Raw genomic sequence first — 8369 nt, 5'->3', positions numbered from 1 at the left:
CCCCAACCGCACCGCAAAACACCAAGCCACACCCCCCCCCCCCCCCCCCCCCCCCCCCCCCCCCTGTCCGTACGGGCCGTCAGGCGGCCGGGGCGCTCTCCGTGCCGGTGGGTCCGTCCGCGCCGCCGGGCGAGCTGCTCCCGGCGGACGAGCCGCCCTCCGCGGGGCTGGCGACCGAGGACGCGGCGGAGCTCTCCGACGGGGGCTCGGACGTCGGGTCGGTCGGGGTGGGCTCCGTCGGCTCGCCGGTGGGCTCGGTCGGCGTCGGGTCGGTCGGCTCGCTGGTCGGCGGCTCGGTGGGCCGGGTCGGCCGGCCGGTGGGCCGGGTGGGCCGCACGGTCGGCTCGGTCGGGCCGGTGGTGGGGTCCGCCGTGTCGGTGCCGGAGTCGGTCGGCGCGCCGCTGGTGGCCGATCCGCTGGTCGAGGGGGACGGGCTGCCGGAGCGGGAGGCGCCGCCGGGCCGGGAGGTGCCCGGGCTGGTGGAAGGCCGGTCGGAGCCGTCCGCGGGCTCCTGCGCCGGCAGGTCCGGGGTGCCCTCGTCCGTGGTCTGCTCCGTGCTGACCTTGTCGTCGGGGGCGTCGTCGCCGCCGGAGGTCGCGCCGAGGGTGACGACGGTGCCGAGGACGGCCACCAGCAGCGCGCCGGCGCCCGCGGCCACGAGGTTGCGGCGGGCCCCGCCGAAGAGCTTGGCGCCCTTGCCGGTGCCGGTGCCGTTGACGGTGTCGCTGACGGCGGCGGCCGGGACGACCGCCGTGGCGGCGGTCTGCGCGGCGCTCCGGGCGGCGAGCGGGGATGCGGCCGCCCCCGCGGCGGGCCGGCGCAGCTTGGCGGTCGAGACGGCGTCGGACGGTGCGGCGGCCGCTTCCTTCGGCGCGGCCGGCTGCGGGTCCCCGGCGGCCGCGTTGATCTGCGGGACGACCGCGGTCGCCGCCGAGGCGGCCCGCGCGCGGTCGGTGACCAGCGCCAGCGCCCGCCGCCCGGCCACCGCGCCGTTGCGGTCGGAGAGCACCCCGCGCAGCCCGATGGCCGCCTCCAGCTCGGCGCGCGCCCGGTCGACGCTGCCGCTGCACAGCGCGAGCACACCCAGCTCGTGGTGGAAGTAGGCCTCTTCGGCGACCTCGCCGGCCAGCCGCGCGGCCTCCTGGCCGTGCCGCAGGGCGCGCTCCCAGGCGCTCCAGTGCAGCGCCGCGGCGAACGCGGGAGCGGCCGTACGGGCCAGCAGCACGGCGGCGCTGGCGTGCCCGCTCTCCCGGCTTCCGGTCAGCACCCCCATCGCGGCCAGCGCCACGTCGGCCTCGGCGGCGGCCCGTTCGGGGGTGACCGAGGGGTGCCCGGCCCACCAGGCGTAGTGCTGGGCGACGGTGTGGGCGCGGGCGGCGGAGCCCTCGGCGTAGCCGGCCGCGGTCAGCTGGTCCTGGACGGTCGCGGCGAGCCGGTAGTGGCCGCCCACGGGGGTGATCAGGCCGCAGGCCAGCAGCTCGCCGAGGTCGGCGTCGGCGTGGGTGTCCTGGGTGAGGGCCGGCAGATGGGCCTGGTGCGGCAGCTCACCGCCGAGCGCGATGGCGAAGCGCAGCGTCTCCTGGGCGGCGGCGCTCAGCCGGGAGGCGAGCAGCGGGGCGGGCGCGGCGGCCTCGCCGAGCGACGGCAGCGCCACCTCGGGGCGCTCGCCGGATCCGGCGTCCTCGTCCGCCTCCCGGTCCGCCTCGGGGAACAGGCCGTAGCCGTCGTCGAGGGCGCCGGGGTGGTGGCGCTTGCGGTCGCGCTGTCGCAGCAGGGCGGCGGCCTGCACGAACCGCAGCGGCAGCCCCTCGGACTCGAACCAGAGGTCGGCGGCCCAGGTCGTCTCGTCCTCGCTGAGCGGGCGGTCCAGCGCGCGCTCCAGCAGGCGTACGCAGCCGGCGCGGCCGATGCCGCCGAGGAAGACCTCTTCGAGGTGCGAGCCGGCGCTGGGGGCCGCGACGTCGGGGGTGGCGGCGATCAGGAAGGCGCACTCGGGGGTGGCGTCGAGCAGCTCGTCGAGCGCGGTACCGCCGAAATCCAGGTCGTCCAGGACGACGATCGCGCCGATCTCGGCGACCATCCGCAGCATCTCGGGCCGGTCCGGGCGGTGCGCGGGCGCGCGGTGCACGGCGGCGAACAGCGCGTAGAGCACGTCGGTGGCGTTGCGGTGGTAGCCGGAGAGCCGGACCACGCCGTCGGGCGCGAGGTCGGCGCAGGCGGTGGCGACGGCGTCCAGCAGTCGGGTGCGGCCCGAGCCCGAGGGGCCGGTGACGCGTACGGAGCGGCCGCGGGAGAGCAGCCGGACCAGGCGCTCGGTGTCCTCGGTGCGTTCTTCGAGCGGGGCGTCGTGCCCGGTGCCTCCGGGCGGGCCCGGAGGCGGCGGGGGCGCGGCGGCGCGGTCGGCCGCGGCGCGCTCCTGCGCGTCGAGCTTGCCGGGGGCGGCGGGTCGCTCCCCCGGCGGGCAGGGTTCTATCTCACTGCCGTCGACGGGGTTGACGGTGACGAGGTAGGGGCCCGAGACGAGCCGGACGACGCGGGAGAGCCCGCCGGAGCCGCCCTGCGCGCCGCCGAACGCGGGGGCCGGCGGCTCGGCAGGGCTGTCCTGCTCGCCGTACTCCTCGGGTCCCCGGTGGGTGTTCGGGTCCATGCTGCAAGCTCCCAGATGCTTCGTTCCACTCCGCCGGCTCCGACAGATCGTTCTCGGTGTCGGGTCCGGTGCGGTGCCCGCCGCGGGTGATGACACACGGGCGGGAACCGAACCTTAGACCTGGAGGACGGAACGTTGCACCGCCGGGGGCGGCTCCTGACCGGAACTTCCTGGATTGGCCGGTATCACGTGGTATACGACATTTCTGCCGGTCGATGGTGCACGCTTCGCAGCGCTTTGTACGATCTTGCTCTCCCGGGGACGGCCCGGTCCCGGCCGCGGCCCCAGGGCGGCCGCGGCCCGTCCCTCACACCCGGGGAAGCGATTCCGCTTCGATGCCGCCCTCGATGGCGAGGATGCGGTGGAGCCGGGTGGCGACCAGCAGGCGCTGCATCTGAGGGGGCACTCCGCGCAGTACCAGCCTGCGGTTGACCCGGCCGGCCCGGCGGTGCGCGCCCATGATCACGCCGAGGCCGGTGGCGTCCCAGGAATCCAGCTCGGTCAGGTCCAGCACCAGATCACCCCGACCGGAGTCGACGGCGGTGTGCAGGGCCGTACGGGCGTCCGCCGCGCTGCGGACGTCGAGGCGGCCCCCGACGACCAGCTCGGCGTGGTCGCCCCTGATGTGCATATGCGCTCCCCTATGTCATGGGTTCGTGCATGGACGTCTACAGATCTGACTGCCTCTCATGCGGCGAAGTTGCCGCCTGTAAGCGAACCGATACCGATTTTCACCCCATGGGGTGACCCCGTCAGGCCCATCGACCTGACGCGGCATCAGTGCTCGTAGAAGCCCTGCCCACTCTTACGGCCGATATCGCCCGCATCGACCATCCGTCGCATGATCTCCGGCGGCGCGAACTTCTCGTCCTGGGACTCGGTGTAGATGTTGTCGGTGGCGTGCATCAGGATGTCGATGCCCGTCAGGTCGGCGGTGGCCAGCGGCCCCATCGCGTGACCGAAGCCCAACTTGCAGGCGGTGTCGATGTCCTCGGCGCTGGCCACGCCGGATTCGTAGAGCTTGGCGGCCTCGACGACCAGCGCGGAGATCAGCCGGGTGGTCACGAAGCCGGCCACGTCGCGGTTGACGACGACGCAGGTCTTGCCGACCGACTCGGCGAACGCCCGCGCCGTGGCGAGGGTTTCGTCACTGGTCTTGTAGCCGCGCACCAGCTCGCACAGCTGCATCATCGGCACCGGCGAGAAGAAGTGCGTGCCCACGACCCGCTCGGGGCGGGAGGTGGCCGCCGCGATCTTGGTGATCGGGATCGCGGAGGTGTTGGAGGCCAGCACCGCCTCGTCCTTGACCAGCTTGTCCAGCGTCTGGAAGATCTCCCGCTTGACGTCGATCCGCTCGAAGACGGCCTCGACGACGATGTCGGCGTCGGCGGTGGCCTCCAGGTCGGTCGTCGTGGTGATGCGGGCCAGCGCCTGCTCGGCGTCGGCCGCCGCCAGCTTCCCCTTGGCGACGAACTTCTCGTACGAGGCCTCGATGCCGCCCTTGCCCCGGGCCAGCGCCCCGTCCGTCACATCGCGCAGGACCACGTCCCAGCCGGCCTGGGCAGACACCTGCGCGATACCGGAACCCATCAGTCCGGCGCCGATGACGGCGAGCTTCTTTGCCACTGCTGTCCCCTCACACCCTGTGCATTTGAAAGCCTGTCGGTCTTCGGGTGACGTTAGCGGTCGCCGGCGATCCTTTGGGGGGTTAGAGATGCGCGTCACGTCTCGTATTACGGACATCACACGGGCAGGAACCGCCCCCGGTCACCCGTCCGCCCGTACGGCGTAGTTGAGGACCCGCTCGCTCAGCAGCTCCTCGATCTCGTCCAGCAGGGCGAGGGCCTCGCGGGAGACCTCGGCGGGCTTACGGCCGGCGAGCATCTCCTGGACGATGGCGGTCATCAAGGTCTGGTGCACCCAGCCGATCTGGCCGGCCATCAGGCCGGGCATCGGGTCGCCGTCCGGGGCGCCGGTCTCCTTCCTGAGCGTGACCTCCAGGTCGTCGTACTGCTCGCGCTGGAAGTGCCACAGGCGGGCCTGCAGGGCCGCCGATCCGTGGACGACCTTCATGAAGCGGTCATACCCCTCGATCAGGCCGACCTTGGGCGAGACGCTCACCACCTCCTCGCGCAGCTCCCGCAGCACCGCGGCGGCGGCCGACTCCCCCGCGGCCCGGGCCCGCACGAACCGCGACAGCCGGTCGACCAGGCCCTTGCTCCGGTCGAGGAAGAGGTCCTCCTTGGCCGGGAAGTAGTTGTAGACGGTGTTGACGGAGACCTCGGCGGCCTCGGCGATCTCCGCGATGGTCACCGCGTCGAAGCCGCGCTCCATGAACAGGCCCGTCGCCACGTCCGAGATGTACTGGCGGGTCTGCCGCTTCTTGCGCTCCCTGAGTCCCTCTGCCATGTCCTGAATCCTACCCATCGATGGACTCTCTTAAATTTTGGAGACGTTGCAATTTTTAAGTCTCTCTGTTTTTCTGTGGCCATGGCAGTCATCAGCACGTCCCAACTCGCCCGGACGTTCACCACGAAACAGGGCACCGTCGAAGCCGTCCGGGGCATCGACCTCACCGTCGAGCGCGGCGAGATCCTCGGCTTCCTCGGCCCCAACGGCGCCGGCAAGACCACCACCCTGCGGATGCTCACGACCCTGCTGGCGCCCACCGGCGGCAGCGCCACCGTCGCCGGCTGCGACCTGGCCGGCGACCCGGCGGGGGTGCGCCGGGCATCGGGGTACGTCGCCCAGTCCGGCGGCGTCGACCCGAACGTCTCGGTGCGCGAGGAGCTGTTCACCCAGGCCCGCCTCTACCGCCTCGGCAGGGCCGAGGCCCACGCCCGGACCGAGGAGTTGGCCGCGGAACTGGGCCTCGACGAGCTGCTCGACCGCAGGACCGCCGCACTCTCGGGCGGCCAGCGGCGCCGGCTGGACATCGCGATGGGCCTCACCCACCGCCCCCAGGTGCTGTTCCTGGACGAGCCGACCACCGGCCTGGACCCGGGCAGCCGCGCCGACCTGTGGGAGCTGGTCCGCCGCATCCGCGCCGAGCACGGCACCACCGTCTTCCTGACCACCCACTACCTCGACGAGGCCGATGCGCTCGCCGACCGGCTGGTCGTCGTCGACAAGGGCGTGGTGGTCGCCGAGGGCACACCGGACGCCCTCAAGCGCACCCACACCGGCTCCCCCGACGCGTCCCTGCAGGACGCCTTCCTCGCCATCACCGGGCGCGGGCACACCCCTGCCCGGGACGCCGCCCCGATCGCCGTCTAGGAGCACCCATGCCGTCCCTGCTGTCCGACATCGCGCTGATCTTCGGGCGCTACGCCCGCCAGACGCTGCGCTCCAGGCTCCAGATGCTCTTCGGCGTGCTGATGCCGCTGCTGTACCTGCTCTTCTTCGGCCCGCTGCTGACCGGCCTTCCGCTGACCTCGTCCGGCAGCTCCTGGCAGGTGCTGGTGCCCGGTCTGCTGCTCCAACTCGCCCTGTTCGGCGCCTCGTTCTGCGGCTTCGGCCTGATCGTCGAGAAGCAGTACGGGGTGGTGGAGCGGATGCGGGTGACGCCGGTGAGCCGGCTGGCGCTGCTGCTGGGGCGGGTGCTGCGGGATGCCGCGCTGTTCGTCCTCCAGGCCGCCCTGCTGGTCCTGGCCGCGCTGGCCATGGGGCTGCGGGCACCGCTGCCCGGCATCCTCATCGGCTTCGCCTTCGTCGCCGTGCTGACCGTGGCGCTCGCCTCGCTGTCGTACGCGCTGGCGCTGAACGTGGCCACCCCGCAGGCGTTCGGGCCGGTCGTCAACGCCCTCACCATGCCGTCGATGCTGCTGTCCGGGCTAATGCTGCCGATGACGCTGGGGCCCAAGTGGCTCGATGTGCTCTCGCACTTCATGCCGTTCCGCTATCTCGTGGACGCGGTACGGGCCGCGTTCGTCGGCGCGTACGCCTCCTCGGCCCTGCTCCACGGCATCCTGGTGGCGCTCGGCTTCGCCGTGCTGTGTGTGACCCTGTGCACGCGGGCCTTCCGCAGGGCCGCGGCGTAGGCTCGCTCACATGGTGAATCTGACGCGCATCTACACCCGCACCGGCGACAAGGGCACCACCGCCCTCGGCGACATGAGCCGTACCGCCAAGACCGATTCGCGGATCGCGGCCTACGCGGACGCCAACGAGGCCAATGCGGCCATCGGCGTGGCCCTGGCGCTCGGTTCGCTGCCGGAGGAGGTCGCCACCGTCCTGCTACGGGTGCAGAACGACCTCTTCGACGTCGGGGCGGATCTGTCGACCCCGGTGGTGGAGCACCCCGAGTTCCCGCCGCTGCGCGTCGAGCAGCAGTACATCGACCGACTGGAGGCCGACTGCGACCGCTTCCTGGCGGAGCTGGAGAAGCTGCGCAGCTTCATCCTCCCGGGCGGTACGGCCGGCGCGGCCCTGTTGCACCAGGCCTGCACGGTCGTCCGCCGCGCCGAGCGCTCCACCTGGGCGGCCATGGACGAGCACGGCGACACCATGAACCCGCTGACCGCCACCTACCTCAACCGCTTGTCCGACCTGCTGTTCATCCTGGCGCGTACGGCCAACAAGGAGGTCGGGGACGTGCTGTGGGTACCGGGCGGCGAACGCTGACGGCGCCGGCGCGAAGGAGTACGGGGGGCGCCCGGCGGTGAGCGTCCGGGCGCCCCTCAGCGCAGCGTCTTGGACTGCGGCCGGTCCGCCTCCTGCGGGGCGGCGGCCTGGCCGGGGTCCTTCTTCTGCCAGATGAGGTAGGAGACCGCGATCACCCCGTGGATGATCAGAATCCGCATCGAGGTGCCCTGCCACTCGCGCAGCGACGCGATGTCGCCGTCGGCGCCGACGTACCAGATCGCGATCTGCAACAGCGCGACCGCGATGGCCACCCACAGCATCGTGCGCAGCCAGAGCAGCCCCTCGTGCTTGGCGCGGGCCAGGCCGTACCGCGGCGGCTTGACCGGCGGCGGGCCGCCCGCGAAGCGGTGCAGGAAGTGCCCGTCGACCCACTTGATCGTGTAGTGGCCGTAGGCGACGGTGTAGCCGATGTAGAGGGCGGCCAGGCCGTGTTTCCAGTCGGCGGCCGCGCCGTTCTTCAGGTCGATCGCGGTGACGATCAGCAGCACCAGCTCCAGCACCGGCTCCATCAGCAGCACCGCCGCCCCGGTACGTGGCATCTTCGCCAGATAGCGCAGCGCCAACCCGGCCGCCAGCAGCACCCAGAAGCCGACCTCACACGCGATGATGAGCGTGACGACCACGGCAACCTCCCCTTCCCCCGCTCCGTCGAACGCCTCAAGCCTCCCAGCGAACGCCGCCCGGATCGTCGTCGCACACGACGATCCGCGACTGCATCTTTCGATGTAGCGCGTGACGTGTGCGGATCACCCGAACGTGGAGGCAGCGGGCCCCGGCGCCGTGTTTGATGGAGGGGTGACCGCCAGCTCCCCCGCCGCCGTCAGCCGGCCCCACCGACTCGATGCGCTCATCGCGGGCGGCGGGCCGCTCGACGGACTGCTGCTCCGGGCGACGGATCCGCACGGCGCGCCCGGTGAGGCGCGGGCGCGGACCGCCCATGAGCGCGGTGGGGCGCTCACCGTCACCGTCCGCGGTCCGTTCGCCGACCGCAGAGTCTGGCTGGTGGGGGGGGGGGGGGGGGCGGGGGGAGGGGGGGGGGGGCGAGGAACCAGGTCTACGCCGCACCCAATCCGGGTTT

General features: G+C 72.8%; 8 protein-coding genes. 3 read left to right on the top strand and 5 right to left on the bottom strand.

The features are described from left to right. Positions 1–79: 79 nt before the first annotated feature. The 4 genes from ACZ5XZ_RS04570 to ACZ5XZ_RS04555 all read right to left on the bottom strand — a co-directional run bounded on the left by ACZ5XZ_RS04570 (position 80) and on the right by ACZ5XZ_RS04555 (position 5056). Positions 80–2647 (bottom strand): ATP-binding protein, encoded by a 2568-nt coding sequence (locus ACZ5XZ_RS04570; RefSeq protein WP_468974572.1) that lies wholly within the window; start codon positions 2645–2647, stop codon positions 80–82. 307 nt (positions 2648–2954) lie between these two features. After that, the gene (locus ACZ5XZ_RS04565; protein WP_384434183.1) at positions 2955–3278 is read right to left on the bottom strand and encodes an STAS domain-containing protein; all 324 of its coding nucleotides are present in this window, start codon (positions 3276–3278) and stop codon (positions 2955–2957) included. Between the two features lie 146 nt (positions 3279–3424). Beyond that, positions 3425–4273: a 3-hydroxyacyl-CoA dehydrogenase family protein gene (locus ACZ5XZ_RS04560; protein WP_384434179.1), complete on the bottom strand. Its 849-nt coding sequence runs from the start codon at positions 4271–4273 to the stop codon at positions 3425–3427. Between the two features lie 141 nt (positions 4274–4414). Beyond that, a complete protein-coding gene (locus tag ACZ5XZ_RS04555) occupies positions 4415–5056 on the bottom strand; it encodes a TetR/AcrR family transcriptional regulator (RefSeq protein ID WP_468974569.1) in 642 nt (213 codons plus the stop codon). A gap of 81 nt (positions 5057–5137) precedes the next feature. Here ACZ5XZ_RS04555 and ACZ5XZ_RS04550 point away from each other — a divergent pair, with 81 nt between their 5' ends. From ACZ5XZ_RS04550 to ACZ5XZ_RS04540, 3 genes are read left to right on the top strand one after another with little or no spacing between them, the layout of a single operon-like run. Then, the gene (locus tag ACZ5XZ_RS04550; protein ID WP_468974567.1) at positions 5138–5923 is read left to right on the top strand and encodes an ABC transporter ATP-binding protein; all 786 of its coding nucleotides are present in this window, start codon (positions 5138–5140) and stop codon (positions 5921–5923) included. An 8-nt stretch (positions 5924–5931) separates the two neighbouring features. After that, positions 5932–6687, top strand: coding sequence for an ABC transporter permease (locus tag ACZ5XZ_RS04545; RefSeq protein ID WP_468974565.1), 756 nt, complete (start codon positions 5932–5934; stop codon positions 6685–6687). A gap of 10 nt (positions 6688–6697) precedes the next feature. Next, the gene (locus tag ACZ5XZ_RS04540) at positions 6698–7270 is read left to right on the top strand and encodes a cob(I)yrinic acid a,c-diamide adenosyltransferase (protein ID WP_468974563.1); all 573 of its coding nucleotides are present in this window, start codon (positions 6698–6700) and stop codon (positions 7268–7270) included. Between the two features lie 56 nt (positions 7271–7326). On the opposite strand, the gene ACZ5XZ_RS04535 is transcribed toward ACZ5XZ_RS04540, so the two are convergent. Further along, entirely contained in the window at positions 7327–7914 is a 588-nt protein-coding gene (locus ACZ5XZ_RS04535) for a hypothetical protein (protein ID WP_468974561.1), read from the bottom strand. Between the last annotated feature and the right edge of the window lie 455 nt (positions 7915–8369).

The sequence above is a fragment of the Streptomyces sp. NPDC033270 genome (assembly GCF_055576575.1).
Note: the sequence above shows the minus strand (reverse complement) of the source record. Positions and strands in the feature narration are given on the sequence as shown.